The sequence below is a fragment of the Pseudonocardia benzenivorans CB1190 genome (assembly GCF_000196675.2).
In the GTDB taxonomy this organism is placed as follows: Bacteria; Actinomycetota; Actinomycetes; order Mycobacteriales; family Pseudonocardiaceae; genus Pseudonocardia; species Pseudonocardia benzenivorans.
Genome location: NC_015312.1, coordinates 1,558,235 through 1,580,881, shown reverse-complemented (window position 1 = coordinate 1,580,881; position 22,647 = coordinate 1,558,235). Strand labels below are relative to the sequence as shown.

Here is a 22,647-nt window from a genome sequence, read left to right as displayed (position 1 = left end):
CATGGTGTCATCCGTGCACCCTGACGCGCAGGCCACATAGGCTCCCGTTCCATGAACGGGCATCCGGGGTCGGTCAGTACGGCCCTGTTCACCGACCGGTACGAGCTGACCATGGTCGCGGCCGCCCTGGCCGACGGCACGGCCGGCAGGCAGTGCGCGTTCGAGGTGTTCGCGCGCCGGTTGCCCGACGGCCGCCGCTACGGCGTCGTCGCGGGCACGCAGCGCCTGGTCGACGCGCTGGCCGCGTTCCGGTTCGGCGACGCGGAACTCGAGACCCTCGTGGGCGTCGTCGACGCGGCGGCCCTCGACTGGCTGGCGGACTACCGGTTCCGCGGCGACGTCGACGGCTACCCGGAGGGCGAGCTGTACTTCCCCGGCTCGCCGATCCTCTCGGTGACCGGCACGTTCGCCGACGTCGTCATGCTCGAGACGCTCGCGCTGTCGATCCTCAACCACGACTGCGCCGTGGCCTCGGCGGCGGCGCGCATGGTCACCGCGGCGGCCGGCAGGCCGATCATCGAGATGGGCGGGCGGCGCACCCACGAGGAGAGCGCCGTCGCGGCCGCGCGGGCGACCTACCTGGCCGGGTTCGCGGCGACGTCGAACCTCGAGGCGGGGCGCCGCTACGGCATCCCGACGGCGGGGACCGCGGCGCACGCGTTCGTCCTGCTGCACGACGACGAGCTCTCAGCCTTCCGCAGCCAGGTCGCCTCGCTCGGGGTGAAGACGACGCTGCTCGTCGACACCTACGACATCCGGCAGGGCATCGAGAACGCCATCACCGCGGCCGGCCCGGGGCTGGACTCGATCCGCATCGACTCCGGCGACCTGGGTGTGATGGCCCAGCAGGCCCGCGAGCAGCTCGACCGGCTGGGCGCCACCGGGACGCGCATCGTCCTGTCCGGCGACCTCGACGAGTACGCGATCGCGTCGCTGCGCGCCGAGCCGGTGGACTCCTACGGCGTCGGCACCTCGGTGGTGACGGGCTCGGGCGCGCCCACGGCGGGGCTCGTCTACAAGCTGGTCGAGGTCGACGGGCGGGCCGTGGCGAAGCGCAGCGCGTCGAAAGAGTCCAAGGGTGGCCGCAAGTCCGCGGTCCGCACGCACAAGCCGACGGGCACCGCGGTCGAGGAGATCGTGCACCCCTACGGGCGCCCGCCGGTCCTCGGCCCGCACGACCGCGTCGTCCCGGTACCGCTGATGCGCGGCGGCGAGCCCGTGCCCGACCTGGAGCCGCTGGAGCAGAGCCGCGAACGGCTGCGGGCCGCGCTCGTCTCGGTGCCGTGGGAGGGCCTCAAGCTCTCGCGCGGCGAACCCGCGATCCCGACGGTGTTCCCGGCCGCGGGCGGCGGTGCCTGAGGTGCGCGCGCTGATCGTCGTCGACGTGCAGAACGACTTCTGCGAGGGAGGGTCGCTCGCCGTCGCGGGCGGGGCGGCGGTGGCCGCGGGCATCTCGACCCACATGCGCGAGACGGGCTACGACCACGTCGTCGCCACCCGTGACCACCACATCGACCCGGGAGCGCACTTCAGCGAGACGCCCGACTTCGTCGACACGTGGCCGGTGCACTGCCGCGCCGACACCCCGGGGGCGGCGTTCCACCCGGCTCTCGACGTGGCGCCGATCGAGGCGGTGTTCGACAAGGGCTCCTACGCCGCGGCGTACTCCGGGTTCGAGGGCAGCGAGCCCCGCGGAGCGGGGCTCACCGACTGGCTGCGCGGCCGGGGCGTCGACGACGTGCACGTCGTCGGGCTCGCGACCGACCACTGCGTGCGCGCCACCGCGCTCGACGCCGTCACCGCCGGTTTCGCGACCACGGTGCTGCTCGAACACTGCGCGGGCGTCGCGCCGGAGACGACGAGGGCGGCGCTGGAGCAGCTGCGGCGGGCGGGCGTCGCACTCCGCTGACCAGTCGGGGCCGACCGGGGTCGGCGCCGGGGGCCGGGGCCTGACCGCAGGCGGGGCCGTCGAAGGTCAGGGCCGTCGAAGGTCAGGGCCGACGAAGGTCAGGGCCGCAGCCGCAGCGCCTCGAACCGCGGGCCCAGGTCGATCGCCGCGCGCTCGCGGGTCGCCGCGACGGTGCGGGCGCCGATCGCCTCGGCCAGCCCGAGGCAGTGCGCGCCGTCGAACAGCCCGCAGGCGTAGTGCACCGACGTGTCGTCGAGGCACACGACGGCGACGCCGACCCGGTAGCTCCCCGGGTAGGCGACGTCGGTGAGGTGGTCGACCGAGAGCGACCGCGGTGCCAGGCCGTCGACCGTGCAGCCGACCGGCCCGTGCAGCTCGTGACCGAGCACGTCGACGTGCAGTTCGGCGAGGACGTCGAGGTACCAGCCGGCGAGCGCGACGTTGCCGACGGTGCGTCCCGGGTCGAGGTCGCCGAACCGGGCCCGGACGTCGACGCCGAACGGGTAGGCGTCGCGGACCAGCCGGGCCGGGTCGCGGTCGACGACCCGCACCGGGATCCGGGTGCTGTCCATCGCGGCGAGCCGGTCGCGGACGTCGGGCGGCAGCTCGGCGGGCATCCCGTCGCGGGAGTGGACGCTGACCGAGTCGCCGAGCGCGACGCACTCCCCCGCGACGAACAGTCCGTACGTGCAGGAGAACGACGACCCGTTGATCGCGCTGACCCCCACGCCGACCTGGTAGTCACCGTGCGAGGGCAGCGGGCCGAGCACCTCGACGCGCTCGGCCGCCAGCGGCGGCCGGACGAACGGCCGCTGCTCACCGAACGCGCGGCGCTCGACGGCCCGGCGGGCCTGCTCGAACCAGCGCAGCACCGAGGTGCGGGCGACGGCGCCGCACGGCTCGAGCTCGTGGTAGCGCGGCGTGCGGTCGAACAGGACCGGGTACAGCGACGGCTCCTGTCGCGGCGGTGCGAAGGCAGGAATCATCGTCGGCGGTCTCTTCTCGTGCGTCCCGCGGCGGTGCGGGATTCCGGCGCCCCCGACCCGCGGAAGCGGATCACGATCGGTGCCGGACGGTTCCGTGTATACCCGGTCGGCCCGGAGATAGGCCCGTCACTGCGATGGTGAACACCTCGCCCGCGCGGCTCGGGACCGTCGGGTGCGCCGGGTAGCCTCCCCGGGTGCCCGCTGCGCTGCCGTCGACCCGTGACCTCCCCGGCGTCGCCGAGCTCCTCGAGGCGGCGGTCGAGTCGCTCGGCGGGGCCCGTCGCGAGGGGCAGGACGCGATGGCGCAGGCGGTGCGCAAGGCGATCGCCGACCACGAGCACCTCGCCGTGCAGGCGGGCACCGGTACCGGCAAGTCGCTGGGCTACCTCGTGCCCGCCATCCGGCACGCCGTCGCCGCGGACTCCACCGTCGTGGTGTCGACGGCGACGATCGCCCTGCAGCGCCAGCTCGTCGACCGCGACCTGCCACGGCTGGCGAAGGCCCTCACGCCGCTGCTCGGGCGCACGCCGACCTTCGCGATCCTCAAGGGCAGGCGCAACTACCTGTGCCTCAACAAGCTGCACGGCGACGAGTCGATGCTCGACGACGTCGAGGAGCAGCTGTTCGACCCGTTCGCCGTCTCGGCCATGGGGCGCAACGTCAAGCGCCTGCACGAGTGGGCGTCCGACACCGAGACCGGCGACCGCGACGAGGTCGTCCCCGGAGTGCCGGACTCGGCGTGGCGGCAGGTCTCGGTGTCGGCGCGCGAGTGCCTGGGCGCCGCCCGCTGCCCCGTCGGCGACGACTGCTTCGCCGAGAAGGCGCGCGCCGAGGCCGGCCGGGCCGACGTCGTCGTCACCAACCACGCCCTGCTCGCGATCGACGCCATGGGCGAGGCGCAGGTGCTACCCGAGCACGACGTCGTCGTCGTCGACGAGGCGCACGAGCTGGTCGACCGCGTCACCGGGGCCGCGACGGCCGAGCTCACCCCCGCCACGGTCGCGGCGGCCGCGCGGCGCTGCGGCAAGCTCGTCGACCAGAAGACCGCCGACCGGCTGGCCGAGGCAGGCGAGGGCCTCGCGCTGGTCCTGGAGGACCTGCAGCCGGGGCGCTGGGACGAGCTCCCCAAGGGCGTCTCCGGCATCCTCTCGGTGATCCGCGACGCCGCCGCCGCGTGCAAGCAGGGCCTCGGCGGCGAGCGCCGGGAGGACCCGGAGGGCGCCGCGGGTCGCAAGGTCGCGCTCGCGCTGGTCGACGAGGTGCTCGACGTCGCCGTCCGGGTCCTCGGGGCGTTCGCCGAGGACGACCCGGCCGTGCGGCGCGACGTCGTGTGGCTGGGTGAGCAGGGGCCCGAGGGCGCGCGCACCCGGGTGCTGCGGGCCGCCCCGCTGTGGGTGGGCGGGCTGCTGCGCGACAGGCTCTTCGGCCGGTCCACCACGATCCTGACCTCCGCGACGCTGACCCTCGGCGGCTCCTTCGACGCGCTGGCCCGGCAGTGGGGGCTCCCGCCCGCGGCCGCGGTCGCCGCCACGGCGGGCGATCCGGTCCCGGACCCCGACGCGCCACGCTGGTCGGGGCTCGACGTCGGGTCGCCGTTCGTCCATGCGCGCAGCGGCATCCTCTACACCGCTCGGCACCTGCCCCCGCCCGGGCGCGACGGGCTGCCGCCCGCCTACCTCGACGAGATCGCCGGGCTCGTCGAGGCGGCCGGCGGGCGCACGCTGGGCCTGTTCTCGTCGATGCGCGCGGCCAAGCAGGCCACCGAGGCGTTGCGGGGCAGACTGTCCACCCCCCTCCTGTGCCAGGGCGACGACTCGACGATGCTGCTGGTCAAGCGGTTCGCCGAGGACGACGAGACCTCGCTGTTCGGCACGCTGTCGCTGTGGCAGGGCGTCGATGTGCCGGGACCGTCGCTGTCGTGCGTGATCATCGACCGGATCCCGTTCCCCCGGCCCGACGACCCCCTCGTCGGCGCCCGGCAGCGCGCCACCGACGCCCGCGGCGGCAACGGCTTCCTGACGGTCTCGGCCACCCACGCCGCGCTGCTGCTGGCCCAGGGTGCGGGTCGGCTGCTGCGCGGGATGGACGACCGCGGGGTCGTCGCGATCCTCGACTCCCGCATCGCGACCGCCCGTTACGGCGGCTTCCTGCGGGCCTCGCTGCCGCCGTTCTGGCAGACGCACGATCCGGAGAAGGTCCGCGCCGCGCTCACCCGCCTGCGCGACGCCTGACGAACCCGGCCGCAACCTCACTGCTGTGCGGGCGCCCGGCGACAGCAGCCAGGTCGCGCCGGAACGGCCGGCCGCAACCTCGCGGCTGCCCGCACGCGAGTGGGCGTCTCGCCGGCGGTGCAGGGGGGCAGCGGTGCTACCGGACCCGGCGCGAGAGCCGGATCAGTCACCCGTGCGGGTCCGCAGCCGGCGGCGCAGCGTCTGCTCGCTGCCCAGGCCGGCGCGGCGGGCTGCGGCCGCGACGGTCTCGCCGCAGCGGAGCAGGGCGACGGCGGCCTCCAGGCGGACCTCGGCGACGTACTCGGCCGGGCTGCAGCCGATCTGCGCCCGGAACGTGCGGCTGAGGTGCCGCACGCTCAGCCCCGCCCGGGCGGCCAGCGCCGGCACGCTGTGGTCGGCGGCCGGGTCGGCGGCGATCTCGTCGCACAGCGCCGCGAGCGGACGGCGGCGGGGCCGCAGGGTCCGCGAGGGCACCGAGAGCTGCGGCTGCTCGCCGAACCGGCGCATGAACACGACCAGGTCGCGGGCGACGGCGTGGGCCACGTCGTCGCCGGCGTCCTCCTCGACGAGCGCCAGCGCCAAGTCGATCCCCGCGGTGACGCCCGCCGAGGTCAGCAGGGCCCCGTCCCGGACGTAGATCGACTCCTCGTCGACCTCGACGGCCGGGTAGCGGCGGGCGAACGTCGCGGTGTGCCGCCAGTGCGTGGTGGCCCGGCGCCCGTCGAGCAGCCCTGCCGCGGCGAGCGCGAACGACCCGGCGCAGACCGACGTGACCCGGCGGGCACCGGTGGCCAGCGCGCGCACGCCGTCGAGCAGCGCCGGGGGCGGGGCCGCGGAGACCAGGAACTCACCGCCGGGCACGACGAGGGTGTCGACGGCACCGACGTCGGCCACCGCGTGGTCGACGCCGATGCGCAGTCCGCTCGACGCGCGCACGTCGGCGCCGTCGGGAGAGCAGACGACCACCTCGTAGGGCGCGCCGAGGGTCGTGGCGACGTCGAAGACCTCCAGCGGGCCGGTGACGTCGAGGAGCCGGACGCCGTCGACCACCAGCACGGCGACGGGCAGCGTCGGCCGCCGTGCGGGTCGGGGCGCGGCAGGCACCGCCGGAGCCTAAGGGTGTCCGACGGATCGCCGCCGACGGGCTCGGTGATCCGGGCGGTTCGCGGCAAGGCGGAGCCGGATCGGCATCCGGGCGTATCCGGGCCCGGCGACAACGCGGCCGGATGGCCGGATGTGATCGCTTTCTGGCCCATCGCGCCGCGCCGCCGCCGGTAGCGTCCCGAACCGCCGCATCGAGACGGGGGCATCGTGAAGCTGCAGCACCACCTGGGCGGGCTCGAGGGCCTCGAAGGGCCGATCGACTTCGAGCGACGGGTCTTCGTCGAGGACTGGGAGAAACGGATCTTCGGGATCCACACCGCGATGATGGGGCTGAGCGCGTCGCTGCGCGACGCCCTGCCCGGCTACGACATCGACTCCGTGCCGACGACGTTCGACAGCACCTGGACGTGGGCGGACCTGCGCACCGGCGCGGAGGCGATGGACCCGTTCGACTACTTCCGGCTCCGCTACTACGAGAAGTGGCTCGGCGGCATCTCCGCGTTCCTCGTCGAGCAGGGCTACGTCGACCGCGACGAGTTCGCCGCCGCGACCGCGCGTTACCGGGCCGACCCGGACGCCCCGCTGCCCGGCCGCGCGGAGCCGGCGATCGACGCCCAGGTGCAGCGGTACCTGCGCGAGGGCGACTCGCCCCGGCGCGGCCCCGCGACCCCGGACTTCGCCGTGGGCGACACCGTCGTCGTCGCCGACCCGCCCGCCGCCGACCACACCCGACTCCCCGGCTACCTGCGTGGACGCCGCGGCACGGTGGAGCGCGTCTTCGAGGGCAACTACGCGTACTTCCACTCCACCGGGGAGGACGGGCTCGGCGACCCCGTCCCCGTCTACGTCGTCCGGTTCGACCCGCACGAGCTGTGGGGTGCGAGCGCCGAGGCGCACGCCGGTCCGCTCTACGCCGAGCTATACCAGTCCTATCTCACCCCCGGCCCGGAGGCACGGCGATGACCGAGCGGTTCTCCTATCCCGACGACCGCGAGGCCGCGAGCGCCGCGCAGGTGCGCGCGTTGGAGGCGCTGCTGATCGAGAAGGGCGTCATCTCCGGGCAGACCGTCGACAAGGTGCTCGGCTACTTCGAGTCGGAGATGACCCCGCTCAACGGGCGCAGGATCGTCGCCAGGGCCTGGGTCGACCCGGCCTTCTCCGACCGGCTCGTCGCCGACACCCCGAAGGCCGTCTCCGAGCTCGACCTGCCGGTCGGGATGGCGGGCGCCGAGGGCGAGCACCTCGCCGCGGTCCGCAACGAGCCGGGCGTGCACAACGTCGTCATCTGCACGCTGTGCTCGTGCTTCCCGTGGCCGGTGCTCGGGCTGCCGCCCTACTGGTACAAGGACCCGGTGTTCCGGGCCCGCGCCGCACGGGAGCCCCGGGTCGTGCTCACCGAGCTCGGCGTCCCGCTCGACGACGACACCGAGGTCCGGGTCTGGGACTCCAGCGGCCATTCGCGGTGGTTCGTCGTCCCCCAGCGGCCGGCCGGTACCGACGGGATGACCGAGGACGAGCTGGCCGAGCTGGTCACCACCGAAGCGATGATGGGCGTCGCGCTGGCGGCGGCGCCAGGGGCCGGGACCCGCTGATGTCCGGGGACCATGACGACGACTTCGACCCCGAGGCCGGGTTCCACCCGTCCTGCGTCGGCGACGTGGGCCGGCCCGACTTCGACGCCCCGTGGCAGCGGCGGGCGTTCGGGCTGGCCGTGGCGCTGTCGGAGTTCGGCCACTACCCGTGGGAGGAGTTCCAGCAGCGCCTGATCGGCGCCATCGGAGCCTGGCAGGACGCACCGTCGGACGCCGAGGGCCGCTGGGAGTACTACGAGCACTGGGTCGCGGCGCTGAGCGGGCTGGTCGACGACCGGGGCCTGCTGGAACCGGGATACGTGATGCCCGAGGACCGCGAGGGCGGGGTCACGCACGCCCGGTGAGCCGCGGACCGTCGGTCAGCCGGACGCGGTGACCACGCAGGTCACCGTGCCGGGGTCGACCTCGGTGAACCCCGCGTCGCGGACGGCGACGGCGGCACCGGCCTCGACGTCGCCCTGCAGCGCGGCCCACCGCTCGCGGCCGGGGACGCGCACGGCGTAGGCGGGCACGTCGACGAGGCCGCGGACCGCCGCGTCGATCATCGACGCGTGCCCCACCTGTGCCGCCGCCTTGCCGACGGTCATCGCGACGGTCGGGTTCAGCCAGATCACGGGCGCCCCGGCGGGCGGGGGGCCGGGCTCGTCGACGGGGAGGTCGGTGCCGCCGATCTGCAGGCGCGACACCGCCTTCGGGACGTCGTCGACCGGGCCGGGCAGCAACGCGCGGGCCTCGGCGCCGTCGACGGCGACCGTGATCCCCGGGAGGTCCTGTGCCGCGGCCCAGTGCGCGCCGCGGGCGCGCCGGGCGATCTTGCGGATGCGGCCGTCGACCCAGGTGAGGACCTGGTCGTGCCACTCCCCGTCCGGCTGCGCACGCGGGTCCACGCACACCGCGAGCGCGGCGCGGGCCGCCGCCTCCAGCAGCGCGGTGCGCCCGGGCAGCTCGCGCTCGATGCGCAGCACGACCGGCATGGCCCGGACGACCCCGTCGGCCTCCGGGGCGATCTCGCGGGCGCCGACGTACCGGCGTACGACGGCGTCGAGGACGCTGGCGCTCACGCGATCGGGACGCGGCGCAGCACACCCTCGGCCGCGTCGGCGCGCTCGACCTCGTCGCGCGTGATCCCCAGGACGAACAGCACGACGTCGAGATACGGCTGCGACAGTGCGGTGTCGGCGACCTCGCGCAGCGCGGGCTTGGCGTTGAACGCGATGCCGAGCCCGGCGCTCGACAGCATGTCGATGTCGTTGGCGCCGTCGCCCACCGCGACGGTCTGGGCCAGCGGAACCCCGAACGACTCGGCGAACCGGCGGAGCGCGACGGCCTTGCCCTCGCGGTCGACGATCTCGCCGACGACGCGGCCGGTGAGTGTCCCGTCGACGACCTCGAGCTCGTTGGCGGCGCAGAAGTCGAGGCCCAGCTCGTCGACGATGCCCGCGACGACCTGCGTGAACCCGCCGGAGACGACGCCGGTGCGGAAGCCGAGCCGCTTGAGGGTGCGGACCGTCGTGCGGGCGCCGGGGGTGAGCTCGACCTCGGCGGCCACGTCGTCGAGGACGCTCGCGGGCAGCCCCTTCAGCACCGCGACTCGCCGGCGCAGCGACTCGGCGAAGTCGAGCTCGCCGCGCATCGCCTCCTCTGTGACCCGGCGGACCTCGGCCTCGGCCTGGCTGCCGGCACGGGCGGCGAGCATCTCGATGACCTCGCCCTGGATCAGGGTGGAGTCGACGTCGAAGACGATGAGCCGCTTCCCCCGGCGGGCCAGCCCCGCGCGCTCGACGGCCACGTCGACACCTGCGGAGCGGGCGACCTCGACGAGACGGGCGCGCAGCGTCCCGTGCGGGTAGTCGGTGCGACCGTCGGGGTCGGGCGAGACGTGCAGCTCCAGGCCGGTCACCGGGTAGTCGGCGACCCGGCGGATGGAGTCGATGTTGGCACCGACCGCGGCCAGCTCCTGGGCGACCGCGCCGAACGCGCGTGCGGTGATCGGCCGCCCGAGCACGACGACGACGTGCGTGGAGGTGGGCCTCGGGTTGGGGTCGTCGCCGTGGTGCAGCGACGTCTGCACCTCCATGCCGATGCTGTCCATCGCCTGCTCGACCGACTCCTGCAACCCCTCGGGGTCGCGGTGCGCGGCGACCAGTGCGGCGAGGGTGAGCCTGCCGCGCACGACGACCTGCTCGATGTCGATCAGGTCGACCCCGTGCGCGGTCAGCGCCGCGAAGAGGACGGAGCTGACCCCGGGGCGGTCCGGGCCGGACACGGTGACGAGCACCGTGTCCAGCTCGCGGGTACCGGTCGAGTCGTTCACCGGCACTGCCCCGGGGTCGGCGACGAACTGGGCGGGGTCAACGGTCCTTCGGGTCGTCGCCCGACATCACTTCCTGACCCGTCGCCGATGCCGCCATCTCGTACGGCGACGCATGACCGCCCGCGTGCGCCTCGCGTCGGAACTGCTCGACCAGGTGCGGATAGTGCAGCTCGAACGCCGGCCGCTCGGACCGGATCCGCGGCAGCTCGGTGAAGTTGTGCCGCGGCGGCGGGCACGACGTGGCCCACTCCAGCGAGTTCCCGAAACCCCACGGGTCGTCGACGGTCACCACACGCCCGTACCGGTAGGAACGGAACACGTTCCAGATGAACGGCAGCGTCGAGGCCCCCAGGACGAACGCGCCGATCGAGGAGACCGTGTTCAGCGTGGTGAACCCGTCGGTCGGCAGATAGTCCGCGTAGCGGCGCGGCATGCCCTCGTTGCCCAGCCAGTGCTGCACCAGGAACGTCGTGTGGAACCCGAAGAACGTCAACCAGAAATGGACCTTGCCCAGCGTCTCGTCCATCATCCGGCCGGTCATCTTCGGGAACCAGAAGTAGATCCCGGCATAGGTGGCGAACACGATCGTCCCGAACAGCACGTAGTGGAAGTGCGCCACCACGAAGTAGCTGTCGGACACGTGGAAGTCCAGCGGCGGCGAGGCCAGCAGGATGCCCGTCAGACCACCGAACAGGAACGTCGCCAGGAAGCCGACGGAGAACAACATCGGCGTCTCGAACGTCAGCTTGCCCTTCCACATCGTGCCGATCCAGTTGACGAACTTGACACCCGTCGGGATCGCGATGAGGAACGTCGTGAAGGAGAAGAACGCCAGCAGCACCGCGCCGGTGGCGTACATGTGGTGCGCCCACACCGCGACCGACAGGGCCGCGATGGAGATCGTCGCGTAGATCAGGCCCTTGTAGCCGAACACCGGCTTGCGGCTGAACACCGGGAAGATCTCCGAGACGATCCCGAAGAACGGCAGCGCGACGATGTAGACCTCGGGATGGCCGAAGAACCAGAACATGTGCTGCCACAGGATCGCCCCGCCGTTGGCCGGGTCGAACACGTGCGCCCCGAGGTGCCGGTCGGCGGCCAGGCCGAGCAGCGCGGCGGTGAGCACCGGGAACGCGATGAGGATCAGGATGGCCGTCACGAAGATGTTCCACGTGAAGATCGGCATCCGGAACATCGTCATACCGGGCGCGCGCAGGCAGACGATCGTCGTGATGAAGTTGACGCCACCGAGGATCGTCCCGAGACCGGCGACCGCCAGACCCATGATCCACAGGTCGGCGCCCGCGCCGGGCGAGTGCACGGCGTCCGACAGCGGCGAGTAGGCGAACCACCCGAAGTCGGCCGCGCCACCCGGCGTGAGGAAGCCTGCCATCGCCGTGAGGCCGCCGAACAGGAACAGCCAGTAGGAGAAGGCGTTCAGCCGCGGGAACGCGACGTCGGGGGCCCCGATCTGCAGCGGCACGATGTAGTTGGCGAAGCCGAACAGGATCGGCGTCGCGTACAGCAGCAGCATGATCGTGCCGTGCATCGTGAACAGCTGGTTGTACTGCTCGGGCGAGAGGAACTGCAGCCCGGGACGGGCCAGCTCGGCGCGCATCAGCAGCGCCATCGCACCGCCGGCCAGGAAGAAGCCGAACGATGTGACCAGGTACAGGATCGCGATGTCCTTGGGGTCCGTCGTCCGCATCATCTTGAGCAGCGTGGATCCCTTGGCCGAGCGGCGCGCCGGGTACGGGCGCGTCGTGATCGGCTTGGGCGCGACGGCTGTCACTGGTGCCTCCTGCACTGGCCTGTGGTGGGCAGGCCGGACTCTATATCGCGCGGAAGGGCCGTCCGGTCGCCGGGTTCGGGGACCGGCACGACCCGACCGCGTCGCGGGCTCATTCTGCTCTACGGGGGGTAGAACGACCACCGGGGGGCCGGACCCGTCGCGTCACACTTCGGTCCGTCGACGGTGGCCGCCCGGGCCCGTCAGCGCAGCGGGGCGAAGAGGTCCAGGAAGACGTCGGGAGCGGCGGCAGGGCTCGGTACCGGGTCGACGATGTAGAACTCCGTGCCCATCCCCATCGCGAACATGGGCTCGGGCATCGCGAGCATGAAGTGGTCGGGACCCATCTGGCTCGCGTGCGCGCGCATCGACGCCCGCTTCTGCGCGACGTAGTCGACGGCGTCGACCCGGTGGGTGATCTCGGACTCGGGCTTGCCGAACGTGGCGTCGTCCAGGTTCGGCGGCTCCCACCCGTCGGGCAGCCCGCCCTCCTTGGCCAGCCCCGTCATCCCCCGGACCATCCAGTCGCGATTGATCGTCCCCTGCACGACGACCGGCACCGCCGCGAGCTCGGCCGCCCGCCTGCCCACGCGGTGCACCTGGATGTGGTCGGGGTGGCCGTAGCCGCCGTTGTCGTCGTAGACGGTGAGGACGTCGGGCTCCTCCTCGTCGAGGATCAGCGCGAGGCGCTTCGCGGCGTGCTCCACCTTGGCCTGCCAGAAGCAGTAGGGCGCGTCGTTGGAGGGCTCGCCCATCATCCCGGAGTCGACGTAGCCGAGGAACTCCACCCGCGACGCGCCGATCACCTTCGCCGACTCGAAGCACTCGGCGGACCGGCGCACGGCCAGCTGTTCGCCGTCGGCCAGCACGCCCGGCACGGGCTCACCGAGCTCGCCGCGCGTGGCGAACACGAGCACGACGCGGTGCCCCTCGGCCGCCGCCCGGGCGAGGGTGCCGGCCGACCCGATCGACTCGTCGTCGGGATGGGCATGGAAGCTCACGATCGTTCCCACGACGTGACCCTATCCGGGCACGCGCCGGGGAAGGATCACGGCAGCAGCAGCGCCGGCTTCCCGACGGTCACCCGCGCCTCGGTAGCGGTGCGCGAGCAGCTCACGCCGGAACGGCTCGGTCGCCTCGACGAACGCGGCGTCGTCGGGCACGGCCGTCCTCAGCCCAGCACGCGGGTCAGCGCCGGGCCGATCTCCTTGAGCCGGCGGACCGTCCGGCTGGTCCCGCCGCCCCTGGCGGCCAGCGCGGCCGCGGCCACCTCGGCGTCGCGACCGTCCTCCCCCGGCCCGAGCGGGACGAGCACGTGCAGCCGGTCGATGCCGCCGAGCGCGGTGGCCGGGTCGTCGCCCGTGGTGTGCAGGCAGTCCGAGAGCAGGACGACGACCCGCTCCTCGGCGACCGCTCCCGCCAGCCCGAGCGAGGCGGCGCGCAGGGCGGCGGCGAGGTCGGTGGTGCCGTGCCCGCGCAGGGCCACGAGCTCGCCGACGAGCCGGTCCGGCGGCGTGCGGACACCCTGCGGCTGCAGGGTCCGCACGTCGGCGCCGAACGCGAGCACACCCGGCTCCAGCCGCGTCCCGCCCGCCTCCGAGGCGAGCACCACCCCCGCCGCCGCGACGGCGGCCAGCGCGACCGCCAGCCCCTGCATCGACCCGCTGATGTCCACGACGAGGCAGATCGCCCGCCGGTGCGCCGTCCAGTCGCGGGTGACGAGCTCGTCGCCGGCCGGCCGGCGGGCCGTCCCGGGCTGCCAGCCGTCGAGGGTGCGGTCGAGGTCGAGGTCGCCGGAGCCGCCGCGGACCGGCGCGATCCGCCGGGTGCCGCGAGCCCTGGCCGGGCCGACCTTGCCGAGCTGGATGAACACCCGTCCGGCGAGCCGGCGCGCGGCGGCCCGCAGCTGCCCGTCGGTGGCGACGGCCAGGTCGGCCAGCAGCGCCGCCGCGGCCTCCGGGTCCTCGGCGAGCGCCTGGTCGAAGGCCTCCTCGTCCAGCTCGCCGAGCTCCGGGGAGATGTCGTCGAACATCTCGTGGCGCGCGCCGAGCTCCTGCCGGCCGAGCGTCCGTTTCCCGCGGTTCCGGTGCGGGGGTTCCTTGCCGCGGCCCGCCGCGGGAGGCGGCGGGCCCTCAGCTTTTCCCGGCTCACCGCCCCCGGCGTCGTCGGAGGAGCGGTCGGGTGGCCGCGGCTCGTTCTCGGGCCAGAACCGGTCGAGCAGCTCGTCGATGACCGACTCGGGGGTGCGGTCGACCCCGTCGGCGATGCGGACGCGGCCCGACAGCGCGGCGTGCGCGGCGTCGCGCGCGGTCTCGCGGGCGAGGACCGCCTCCCCGCGCAGCTCCGAGAGCCCGGTGAGGACCAGCGCGAGGTCGATCGCGCCCCGCACCGACGAGCCCATCCGCAGGTCGCGGTGCTCGCGGGTGGCCCGGGTGAGCAGCACCGACAGGTCGGTGACCCAGCCGCGCACACCGCTGACCGACGTCGTGATGGCGCGCTCGGCGTCCTCGTCCTGGTAGCCGAGCACCACGCGGCACATCCGGTCGGCGATGGCCTGGCTGACCCGGGCCGTGCCGATGGCGTCGAACGGGTTCATGGCCGCGATCAGCCGGAACCCGGGCCCGGCCCGGACCGTGCCCAGCCGCGGGACGGCGATCTCGCCCTCGGTGAGCACGGTGATGAGGACGTTGAGGGTCTCCTCGGGAACGCGGTTGAGTTCCTCGAGGTAGAGCAGCCCACCGCCGGGCGCGGCCCCGTCGCCGAGGTCGGGGCCGCCGCGCATCGCGGTGAGCAGCGGGCCGTCGACGAAGCTCGCGGGCAGGTAGCCCTCGGCGAGCACCTGCGACGGGTCGAACGCGCCGACCAGGCGGGCGGGGGTCAGCTCGGCGTTGCCCTCGACGAAGACGACGTGCCGGCCCGCGTCGCGGGCGATGGAGCGCAGCAGCGTCGACTTGCCGGTGCCGGGCGGTCCCTCGATGACGACGTGGCGGCCGGTCGCGAGGGCGACGGTGAGGACCTCCCGCTCCCGCTGCAGCCCGACGACGGGCGTGGGGGTCCGGGAGTCGGGCGGGGTCACTGTGGTCACGTGCGGGGCTACCTCCGGCGCGGCCACCCGGGTCTCCCGGATGGCCGCGCGTTGGGGGAACGGCCGTCGGAACGGGTCCTGGCCGTTCGGTCAGGATCGGTCAGGCGGCGGGGTCGTGGATGATCACGCCACGCACGTTGACGCCGTTGATCAGGTCCTCGTAGCCCTTGTTGATGTCCTCGAGGCTGTACGTGTTCGTGATCAGCTCGTCGATCTTGAGCTGACCCGCCTGGTACATGTCGACGAGCCGCGGGATGTCCTTGAACGGGTCGCCCGAGCCGAACAGCGAGCCCTGGATGCGCTTCTCGAACAAGGTGAGCAGCGCGCCCGGGATCTCGATGGTGTTCTTGGTCGGGTCGGCCAGACCGGTGACGACGACCGTGCCGCCCTTGCGGATGGCGTGGAACGCGTTCGTCGTGACCTCGGTGTCGACGATGCCGACGGTGACGATCGCCTTGTCGGCGCCGACACCGTTGGTGAGCTGCTGGATCAGCTCGTGGGCCTCCTCCGCGGTGGCGGCGGAGTGCGTGGCCCCGACCTTCTCGGCCATCTCGCGCTTGTTGGCGAGCGGGTCGATCGCGACGACGTTGGCCGCACCGGCCAACGCCGCGCCCTGGACGGCGTTGACCCCGATGCCGCCGACGCCGTAGATCGCGATCGTGTCGCCGGGCTGGGTCTCGGCGGCGTGCACGGCCGACCCGAATCCGGTCGGGACCCCGCACCCGATCAGCACCGCCTTGTCGAGCGGAACGTCCTCGGCGACCTTGATGCAGGAGTACTCCGAGATCGTGGCGCGCTCGGCGAAGGTGCCGATCATGCACATGCCGCCGAGGTCCTCGCCGTCGGCGTCGTGGAAGCGGTAGGTGCCGTCGGGCAGCACACCGTCGAGGATGGTGGCGCCGGTGTCGCAGAGGTTGGTCATCCCCGACGCGCAGAACCGGCAGTGCCCGCAGACCGGCAGGAACGAGCAGATGACATGGTCGCCGGGCTTGAGCCGGGTGACCCCGGGCCCGACCTCCTCGATGATCCCGGCGCCCTCGTGGCCGCCGACGATCGGGAAGCGCGGCACGATGTCGCCGTGACGCAGGTGCTCGTCGGAGTGGCAGAGCCCCGCGGCGACGTACTTGATCAGGACCTCGCCCGCCTTGGGCGGGTCGAGCGTCAGTTCCTCGATCACGAACGGCTGTCCTACACCGCGCAGCACTGCGGCCTTGGTCTTCATCGACCCTCCATCGCGTGGTTGTCCAGCGTTCCGGCGAGCGCGACGATGCTGGGTGCGCAGGGTCACAGCCGCCGGGATACAGCGTTGTTCGTAACAGCTTGCCGAGATGTTGGGAAGATCGCTCGGCGAGCCTGCGGAACGCCCGGGACGGCGGACGAACTTCTACGAATCGTTGACGCAACGCTGTTCACCAGTAGAGTTCCATCTCCCGAACCGGCACAGGAGCCAGTCGATGACCGAACTCTTCAACGCGGCCGAGTACCTGACCGACAGGCGAGTCCTCGCTGGCGACGCGGACAGGGTCGCGGTCCACCACCCGCGCGGCACGCTGACCTACACCGAGCTGGCCGACGAGGTCCGGCGCGTCGCGGCGGGGCTCGTCGCGATCGGGGTGCGCCCGGAGGAGCGCGTCCTGATGTGCATGGTCGACGACGTCGAGCTGTTCACCGCGATCCTGGCGACGATGTACGTCGGAGCGGTGGCGGTGCCGTCGTCGACGATGCTCACCGGGAGCGAGCTGGGGGTGCTCGTCGCCGACTCGCGGGCGCGGGTGCTGCTCGGCAGCCCGGAGTTCGCGGACGCCGTGCACACGGCCGCGGCCGGGGCGCCGGACCTGCGCCACGTCGTGCTCACCGGCGACACCGGCCCCGATCCCGCCGCCCTCGGTCCGAACGTCACGTCGCTGACGTGGCAGGGCCTGCTCGACGCCGGCGCGGCCGCGCCCGTCGGCGCGCCGTACCCGACGTGGGACGAGTCGCCCGCGCTGTGGCTCTACACCTCGGGGACGACGGGCAAACCGAAGGGCGCCATGCACCGCCACGACGACATCCGCGTCGTCGCCGAGACCTACGGCCGGCAGGTGCTCGGCATCGAGCCGACCGACGTCTGCCTGTCGGTGGCGAAGCTGTTCTTCGCCTACGGGATCGGCAACAGCATGTTCTTCCCGCTGGCGGTCGGGGCGTCGGCGGTGCTGGAGCCCTCCCGCCCCTCCCCCGCGCTGTTCGCCCGGCGCGTGCGCGAGCACGGCGTGACGCTGTTCTTCGCCGTCCCCAGCTTCTGGGGCCCGCTGATCGCGGCCGACGACGAGACCGTCGATCCGGCCGCGTTCGCGACCGTCCGGCGCGGGGTGTCCGCGGGCGAGACGCTGCCCGCGCGCATGTTCCACGGGGTGCGCGACCGGTTCGGGTTCGAGGTGCTCGACGGCATCGGCTCGACCGAGGCGCTGCACATCTTCATCTCCAACGTGCCGGGGAAGGTCGTCCCGGGGAGCTCGGGCTACCCGGTCCCGGGCTACCGCGTGGAGCTGCGGCGCACCGACGGCACCGTCATCGACGGGAGCGGCGAGTCGGGGATGCTCTTCGTCGCGGGAGCGTCGCTGTGCACCGGCTACTGGTGCCGGACCGACGTCAACCGTGCCGTCTTCCACGGCGAGTGGATGCGCACCGGCGACCAGTACGTCCGCAACGACGACGGCAGCTACACGTGCCTCGGGCGCGCCGACGACGTGCTCAAGGTCGGCGGGATCTGGGTCAGCCCGTCGGAGGTCGAGGCGCGGATCCTCGAACACCCGGGGGTGTCGGAGGCGGTCGTCGTCGGGGTACCCGACGAGGACGGACTGGACAAGCCGATCGCCTACGTCGTGCCCCGCCCCGGCGTGACGATCGATCCCGACGAGGTCGTCGCGTTCTGCCGGGCGGGGCTCGCGGCGTTCAAGCGACCGCGCGCGGTCGTCACCGTCGACGAGCTGCCCAAGACCGCGACGGGAAAGGTGCAGCGCTACCGGCTGCGGGAGCGGGCGAGCGCCCCGGCGGCGCCACCCGCGACGGTCTGACACGTCGACGTTCTACAGAGTTGGCGCGTGGCGCGGTCGTGTTGTAGAGTTTCTGGCAATCCGACCGCGCTGCTGCGCAGGAGGCTCCGATGACCACCCCACAGGCGATCGACACCGACGCCGCTGCCGTCGCCGACGGGTCCGCGGCCGCTCCGGACCCGGCCGAGACGCCCGCCGTCTCCTTCGACGCCACGCCCGAGCACTACCGGCACTGGACGCTCGACCTCGCGCGCGCCGCCGAGACCGGCGTGGCCTACCTGCGGCTCGACATCGCCGAGGACGGCGGCATCGTCCCCGGCTACGAGCTGAAGATGAACTCCTACGACCTCGGCGTCGACATCGAGCTCTACGACGCCACCCAGCGGTTGCGCTTCGAGCACCCGGAGGTCCGCGCGGTCGTCGTGACGAGCGCGAAGGACCGCAACTTCTGCGCGGGCGCCAACATCCGGATGCTCGCGCAGTCCAGCCACCCGTGGAAGGTGAACTTCTGCAAGTTCACCAACGAGACCCGCAACGGCATCGAGGACGCGACGGCCAACTCCGGCCAGACCTGGATCGCCGCCGTCAACGGCACCGCCGCCGGCGGCGGCTACGAGCTGGCCCTGGCGTGCGAGCAGATCCTGCTCATCGACGACAACTCGTCCGCGGTGTCGCTGCCCGAGGTCCCGCTGCTGGGTGTCCTACCCGGCACCGGCGGGCTCACCCGGGTCGTCGACAAGCGACGCGTCCGCAAGGACCGGGCCGACGTCTTCGCCACCCGCTCCGAGGGCATCCGCGGCAGGCAGGCCGTCGAGTGGCGGCTCGTCGACGAGACGATCCCCAAGCGCTCGTGGGACGAGACGGTCCAGGCGCGGGCGGTCGAGGCCGCGGCGGCGTCGTCACGCCCCGCCGACGCCACCGGCATCGCGCTGCCGCCGCTGCAGCGCGAGGAGACCGCCGACGGGATCCGCTACCGGCACGTGTCCGCGGCGTTCGACCGCGCCCGCGGGCTCGTCGAGATCACGGTGCGCGGGCCCGAGGGCGGCGTGCCCGAGTCGCTGGAGCGCGTCCACGAGCTGGGGGCCGACTTCTGGCCGCTCGCGATGACCCGCGAGCTCGACGACCTGATCCTGCGGTTGCGCGCCAACGAGCTCGAGCTCGGCACCTGGGTCCTGCGCACCCGCGGCGACGTCGAGGACGCTCTCGCCATGGAGCGCGTCATCGCCGAGCACTCCCGCGACGACTGGCTCGTCAACGAGATACGGCACTACTTCAAGCGCGTCCTCAAGCGGCTCGACGTCACGTCACGCTCGCTGATCGCGCTGATCGAGCCGGGCTCCTGCTTCGCCGGGGCACTGCTGGAGCTGGCGCTGGCGTGCGACCGGCAGTACATGCTCGACGGCACCCTCGACGAGGAAGGCTCCGAGCAGGGCGACGAAGCCCAGATCATGTTGTCCGACTCCAACTTCGGGGCCTTCCCGATGAGCAACGGCCTCACCCGGCTCGGCTCGCGCTTCTACGGCGACGACGACCACGTCGCGAAGCTGCGCCAGGAGGTCGGCCGCCGGATCGAGGCCCGTGAGGCCCTGGAGCTGGGCCTGGTCACCGACGCGCCCGACGACATCGACTGGGACGACGAGATCCGGATCATGCTGGAGGAGCGGGCGTCGCTGTCACCCGACGCGCTCACCGGCATGGAGGCCAACCACCGGTTCGTCGGCCCCGAGACCATGGAGTCGCGGATCTTCTCCCGGCTCACCGCGTGGCAGAACTGGATCTTCGTGCGCCCCAACGCGTCCGGACCCGACGGCGCACTGCGCCGCTACGGGACGGGCCGCCGGGCCGACTTCGACCGCAAGCGGGTGTGAGGACAGACCATGTCGATCGACTACAGCGAGAAGATTCCCAACAACGTCGACCTGGCCGGCGACCGCAAGCTCCAGCGCGCGCTGGAGTCGTGGCAGCCCAACTTCCTCAACTGGTGGAAGACCATGGGCCCCGCCGTCCCGACCCAGGACGTCTACCTGCGCACCGCAGTCGACGTCGGCAAGGAGGGGTGGGCGCAGTTCGGCCACGTCGCCATGGAGGAGTACCGCTGGGGTGTGTTCCTCGCCGAGCGGGGCGACGACCGGCGCATCGCCTTCGGCGAGCAGAAGGGCGAGCCCGCCTGGCAGCAGGTCCCCGGGGAGTACCGCGCCGACCTGCAGCGGCTCATCGTCATCCAGGGCGACACCGAGCCCGCGTCGGTCGAGCAGCAGCGCCGCCTCGGCGAGACCGCGCCGTCGCTCTACGACCTGCGCAACCTCTTCCAGGTCAACGTCGAGGAGGGCCGGCACCTCTGGGCGATGGTCTACCTGCTGCACGCCTACTTCGGCCGCAACGGCCGTAAGGAGGCCGAGGCGCTGCTGCACCGCAACTCCGGCGACCTCGACAGCCCCCGCATCCTCGGCGCGTTCAACGAGGAGACCCCGGACTGGCTGTCGTTCTTCATGTTCACCTACTTCACCGACCGCGACGGGAAGTACCAGCTGGGGACACTGAAAGAGTCGGCCTTCGACCCCCTGTCGCGCACCTGCGAGTTCATGCTCAAGGAGGAGGCGCACCACATGTTCGTCGGCACCACGGGTGTCGACCGCGTGGTGGCGCGCACCGCCGAACTCATGCGCGAGCACGACACCGAGGACATCGCCCCGCACGGCGGCGTCCCGCTCGACGTGATCCAGAAGTACATCAACTTCCACTACTCGGTGTCGCTGGACCTCTTCGGCTCCGAGAAGTCGACCAACGCGGCCAACTACTTCACCGCCGGGCTCAAGGGACGCTGGCAGGAGGAACGCCGCCGCGACGACCACGTCCTGACCGACGACGCCGCCTCCGTCGACGTCGTCCGCGACGGGGTGCTGACCACCGACGAGGTCCCGGCCCTGCTGGCGCTCAACCACGACCTGCGCAACGAGTACGTCAAGGACTGCCACTCCGGGCTCAAGCGCTGGAACCGGGTGCTGGAGAAGGCGGGCGTCGACCGGACGCTGACGCTGCCGCACGTCGGGTTCAACCGGCACGTCGGCCTCTTCGCCGACCACCACATCACCCCGGCCGGCGAGCTCGTCGGAGCGGACGCCTGGGAGGCGAAGAAGGACCGCTGGCTGCCCAGCGAGGCCGACAAGACCCACGTCCGGTCGCTGATGCGACCCGTCTACGAGCCGGGCAAGATCGCCGGCTGGATCGCGCCGCCGACCAACGGGATCAACGGCCAGCCCTTCGACTACGAGTACGTGCACCTGGCCTGATCCCGCACCCACCGACGCTCCGCAGCCGGGCCGCATCGCGCGGCCGGGCTGCTCGGCGTCACCCGGCCCGGCTGCCGTCGACCGGCGTCGCACGCCGTGGGGTCGCACGCCGTGGGGTCGGGCGCCGCGGGGTCGGGCGCCGCGGGGTCGGGCGCCGCGGGGTCGGGCGCCGCGGGGTCGGGCGCCGCCACCAGGCGAGCGCAACCTCACCGCTGTGAAACACCTGCGGGACGACCGTGGGGTTGCGCGCACACGGTGGGCCGCAACCTCACCGCTCCGCATTGGGCCTCGTGGATGCGCGCCCGCGAGGCGGTGCCGGGCCGCGCGAGCCGGCGCTGGGGCGAGCACCATCAAGATCAGCGGACCTGGGACAACAGCGCCAGATTCGGCGGCCATGTCCCGCACGCGACGATCACTGGACGAGCCACCAGGCCCGAAGGTGCAACCCGAGCAAAGACCGCCGCTGTGGCGGGCCACGCCCGATCCCCCGACCCGACGATCAGCGCGCGAGACGGGACCTCTGCAGCGCCACCGCGAGGACGATGCAGCCGACGGCGACGAGCGCGCCGTGCACGACCCGCAGCTCCATCGGGAACCAGAACTGCGGCAGGTACAGCGCGAAGCCGAGGGCGAACACGACGCCCGACCAGCGGGGCAGCACACCCGAGCGGGCCGCGGCGACCGCGGCCAGGACACCGCCGACCGCGAGCAGCACCAGCCCGACGCCGAACACCGTCATCTGGACCGAACCCATCCGGACGGCGTCGGTGAGCGCGAGCAGCGTCGCGGTGTCGGGGACGTGTGCGCCCAGCGCGTGCAGCGAGAACGCCTCGGCGCCGTAGTAGGGCAGGACGAGTGCGGTGCCCGTGGCCCAGGTCCCGAGCGCCCACCCGGCGAGGCGACGACCCGGGGTACCGGCGAGCCGGTCGCGGAGCGCGAGCAGTCCGGCCGCGACCAGTGCGAACCCGACGACGCCCGCCAGGTGCGCGATCGGCCAGCGCCAGTCGGCGAAGGCTGCCGCGGTGGTACTAGGGACGGCGTCGCCGCCGGGACGCAGCGCGGGATAGACGAGGAAGAGGACGCCGGCGGCGGCGAGTGCGGCCGGCCCGGCCCACGGACGGGCCACGTGGTCCGAACCGGTGGCCGAGGTGGAAACGTGCACCTTAGTTGTCATCGTTGCTCCCGAACGAGATCAGCGCTCTCACTTGAGACCAGCATTCGCCGCGCACCGCACTCTGTCAAGAGCACCGCTCTCGGAAATGGCGTCCCACCCGAGCCGAGCACTCGGCGCGGCCGATCTCGCGGGCAACCTGCA

General features: G+C 73.0%; 19 protein-coding genes. 9 read left to right on the top strand and 10 right to left on the bottom strand.

Annotated features, from left to right (window positions below; all coding sequences use genetic code 11):
- The first annotated feature begins 51 nt into the window (after positions 1-51).
- Together PSED_RS07655 and PSED_RS07650 are read left to right on the top strand one after the other, a co-directional pair.
- Complete coding sequence (locus tag PSED_RS07655; protein ID WP_013673679.1) at positions 52-1,359, top strand: nicotinate phosphoribosyltransferase; 1,308 nt, start codon at positions 52-54, stop codon at positions 1,357-1,359.
- A 1-nt stretch (position 1,360) separates the two neighbouring features.
- Positions 1,361-1,909, top strand: coding sequence for an isochorismatase family protein (locus PSED_RS07650; RefSeq protein ID WP_013673678.1), 549 nt, complete (start codon positions 1,361-1,363; stop codon positions 1,907-1,909).
- Between the two features lie 98 nt (positions 1,910-2,007).
- Here the strand turns inward: PSED_RS07650 and PSED_RS07645 are convergent, their stop codons facing one another.
- A complete protein-coding gene (locus PSED_RS07645; protein ID WP_013673677.1) occupies positions 2,008-2,895 on the bottom strand; it encodes an acyl-CoA thioesterase in 888 nt (295 codons plus the stop codon).
- Positions 2,896-3,101: 206 nt separating this feature from the next.
- Between PSED_RS07645 and PSED_RS07640 the strand changes: the two genes are divergently transcribed.
- Complete coding sequence (locus tag PSED_RS07640; RefSeq protein ID WP_041760665.1) at positions 3,102-5,126, top strand: ATP-dependent DNA helicase; 2,025 nt, start codon at positions 3,102-3,104, stop codon at positions 5,124-5,126.
- Positions 5,127-5,288: 162 nt separating this feature from the next.
- On the opposite strand, the gene PSED_RS07635 is transcribed toward PSED_RS07640, so the two are convergent.
- Positions 5,289-6,230 (bottom strand): GlxA family transcriptional regulator, encoded by a 942-nt coding sequence (locus PSED_RS07635; protein ID WP_013673675.1) that lies wholly within the window; start codon positions 6,228-6,230, stop codon positions 5,289-5,291.
- A gap of 207 nt (positions 6,231-6,437) precedes the next feature.
- On the opposite strand from PSED_RS07635, the gene nthB reads away from it, so the two are divergent.
- The 3 genes from nthB to PSED_RS07620 are packed head-to-tail and all read left to right on the top strand — an operon-like array spanning position 6,438 to position 8,166.
- The gene (gene nthB, locus PSED_RS07630) at positions 6,438-7,193 is read left to right on the top strand and encodes a nitrile hydratase subunit beta (protein WP_013673674.1); all 756 of its coding nucleotides are present in this window, start codon (positions 6,438-6,440) and stop codon (positions 7,191-7,193) included.
- On the top strand, positions 7,190-7,822 hold the full coding sequence (nthA, locus tag PSED_RS07625) for a nitrile hydratase subunit alpha (protein WP_013673673.1): 633 nt from the start codon (positions 7,190-7,192) through the stop codon (positions 7,820-7,822). The genes nthB and nthA overlap by 4 nt, the downstream gene beginning before the upstream one ends.
- Positions 7,822-8,166 carry a nitrile hydratase accessory protein gene (locus tag PSED_RS07620; protein ID WP_013673672.1) on the top strand — a complete coding sequence of 115 codons (345 nt, stop codon included), beginning with the start codon at positions 7,822-7,824 and terminating at the stop codon, positions 8,164-8,166. Before nthA ends, PSED_RS07620 begins: the two co-directional genes overlap by 1 nt.
- Before the next feature lie 15 nt (positions 8,167-8,181).
- On the opposite strand, the gene PSED_RS07615 is transcribed toward PSED_RS07620, so the two are convergent.
- From PSED_RS07615 to PSED_RS07585, 7 genes are all read right to left on the bottom strand, one after another.
- Complete coding sequence (locus PSED_RS07615) at positions 8,182-8,883, bottom strand: hypothetical protein (protein WP_013673671.1); 702 nt, start codon at positions 8,881-8,883, stop codon at positions 8,182-8,184.
- On the bottom strand, positions 8,880-10,142 hold the full coding sequence (gene serB / locus PSED_RS07610; RefSeq protein ID WP_013673670.1) for a phosphoserine phosphatase SerB: 1,263 nt from the start codon (positions 10,140-10,142) through the stop codon (positions 8,880-8,882). The genes PSED_RS07615 and serB overlap by 4 nt, the downstream gene beginning before the upstream one ends.
- A gap of 31 nt (positions 10,143-10,173) precedes the next feature.
- Positions 10,174-11,928 carry an aa3-type cytochrome oxidase subunit I gene (gene ctaD / locus PSED_RS07605; protein WP_013673669.1) on the bottom strand — a complete coding sequence of 585 codons (1,755 nt, stop codon included), beginning with the start codon at positions 11,926-11,928 and terminating at the stop codon, positions 10,174-10,176.
- 200 nt (positions 11,929-12,128) lie between these two features.
- Positions 12,129-12,938 carry a PIG-L family deacetylase gene (locus tag PSED_RS07600; protein ID WP_013673668.1) on the bottom strand — a complete coding sequence of 270 codons (810 nt, stop codon included), beginning with the start codon at positions 12,936-12,938 and terminating at the stop codon, positions 12,129-12,131.
- A gap of 9 nt (positions 12,939-12,947) precedes the next feature.
- The gene (locus PSED_RS07595) at positions 12,948-13,088 is read right to left on the bottom strand and encodes a hypothetical protein (protein ID WP_158511300.1); all 141 of its coding nucleotides are present in this window, start codon (positions 13,086-13,088) and stop codon (positions 12,948-12,950) included.
- Between the two features lie 8 nt (positions 13,089-13,096).
- Positions 13,097-15,010 (bottom strand): AAA family ATPase, encoded by a 1,914-nt coding sequence (locus tag PSED_RS07590; RefSeq protein ID WP_173400038.1) that lies wholly within the window; start codon positions 15,008-15,010, stop codon positions 13,097-13,099.
- Positions 15,011-15,110: 100 nt separating this feature from the next.
- Complete coding sequence (locus tag PSED_RS07585) at positions 15,111-16,232, bottom strand: NDMA-dependent alcohol dehydrogenase (protein ID WP_013673666.1); 1,122 nt, start codon at positions 16,230-16,232, stop codon at positions 15,111-15,113.
- A 232-nt stretch (positions 16,233-16,464) separates the two neighbouring features.
- Between PSED_RS07585 and PSED_RS07580 the strand changes: the two genes are divergently transcribed.
- The 3 genes from PSED_RS07580 (at position 16,465) to boxB (ending at position 21,332) form a co-directional block, all read left to right on the top strand.
- Entirely contained in the window at positions 16,465-18,063 is a 1,599-nt protein-coding gene (locus PSED_RS07580; RefSeq protein WP_013673665.1) for a benzoate-CoA ligase family protein, read from the top strand.
- Between the two features lie 89 nt (positions 18,064-18,152).
- Positions 18,153-19,910 (top strand): 2,3-epoxybenzoyl-CoA dihydrolase, encoded by a 1,758-nt coding sequence (boxC, locus tag PSED_RS07575; protein ID WP_013673664.1) that lies wholly within the window; start codon positions 18,153-18,155, stop codon positions 19,908-19,910.
- A 9-nt stretch (positions 19,911-19,919) separates the two neighbouring features.
- The gene (gene boxB / locus PSED_RS07570) at positions 19,920-21,332 is read left to right on the top strand and encodes a benzoyl-CoA 2,3-epoxidase subunit BoxB (protein ID WP_013673663.1); all 1,413 of its coding nucleotides are present in this window, start codon (positions 19,920-19,922) and stop codon (positions 21,330-21,332) included.
- A 499-nt stretch (positions 21,333-21,831) separates the two neighbouring features.
- On the opposite strand, the gene PSED_RS07565 is transcribed toward boxB, so the two are convergent.
- Entirely contained in the window at positions 21,832-22,506 is a 675-nt protein-coding gene (locus PSED_RS07565) for a hypothetical protein (protein ID WP_013673662.1), read from the bottom strand.
- Between the last annotated feature and the right edge of the window lie 141 nt (positions 22,507-22,647).

What these genes read in the sequence shown, in the direction of transcription:
- PSED_RS07580 (WP_013673665.1), top strand. Translation starts at nt 16,465, where the DNA reads ATGACCGAACTCTTCAACGCGGCCGAGTACCTGACCGACAGGCGAGTC.
- boxB (WP_013673663.1), top strand. Translation starts at nt 19,920, where the DNA reads ATGTCGATCGACTACAGCGAGAAGATTCCCAACAACGTCGACCTGGCC.
- nthA (WP_013673673.1), top strand. Translation starts at nt 7,190, where the DNA reads ATGACCGAGCGGTTCTCCTATCCCGACGACCGCGAGGCCGCGAGCGCC.
- PSED_RS07620 (WP_013673672.1), top strand. Translation starts at nt 7,822, where the DNA reads ATGTCCGGGGACCATGACGACGACTTCGACCCCGAGGCCGGGTTCCAC.
- PSED_RS07565 (WP_013673662.1), bottom strand. Translation starts at nt 22,506, where the DNA reads ATGACAACTAAGGTGCACGTTTCCACCTCGGCCACCGGTTCGGACCAC.
- boxC (WP_013673664.1), top strand. Translation starts at nt 18,153, where the DNA reads ATGACCACCCCACAGGCGATCGACACCGACGCCGCTGCCGTCGCCGAC.
- PSED_RS07645 (WP_013673677.1), bottom strand. Translation starts at nt 2,895, where the DNA reads ATGATTCCTGCCTTCGCACCGCCGCGACAGGAGCCGTCGCTGTACCCG.
- PSED_RS07585 (WP_013673666.1), bottom strand. Translation starts at nt 16,232, where the DNA reads ATGAAGACCAAGGCCGCAGTGCTGCGCGGTGTAGGACAGCCGTTCGTG.
- PSED_RS07655 (WP_013673679.1), top strand. Translation starts at nt 52, where the DNA reads ATGAACGGGCATCCGGGGTCGGTCAGTACGGCCCTGTTCACCGACCGG.